General features: G+C 59.7%; 1 protein-coding gene. It reads right to left on the reverse strand.

The genetic code is table 11. The annotated features are described in order from the left end of the window. Window positions 1–263, reverse strand: a 263-nt coding sequence (locus tag SB775_RS30635; protein ID WP_410865029.1) for an MFS transporter, incomplete at both ends; no start/stop codon positions are given.

Raw genomic sequence — 263 nt, forward strand, 5'->3', positions numbered from 1 at the left:
GAGCGATCGCGCGTGCATTCCACCATAGCGTTAAAAATGCCAGGATCGCAAACAACACATAGCCCCAGCGCCACTGTTCGGCAAAAGCCAATGCGACAGGCCCGCTCGCGACGACTCCGACGCTCGTGCCGGTGTTGATCCATGTGTTGCCTTTGTCGCGCTCACGGCTCTCAAGCGACTGCGCGACGACTTGGCTAAAGGCAGGGGATACCCAGCCGCTGCCGAGCCCTGCGACAAATGCGCTGATGGCGAGCGTATAGAAT

The sequence above is a fragment of the Peribacillus sp. SIMBA_075 genome (assembly GCF_046534585.1).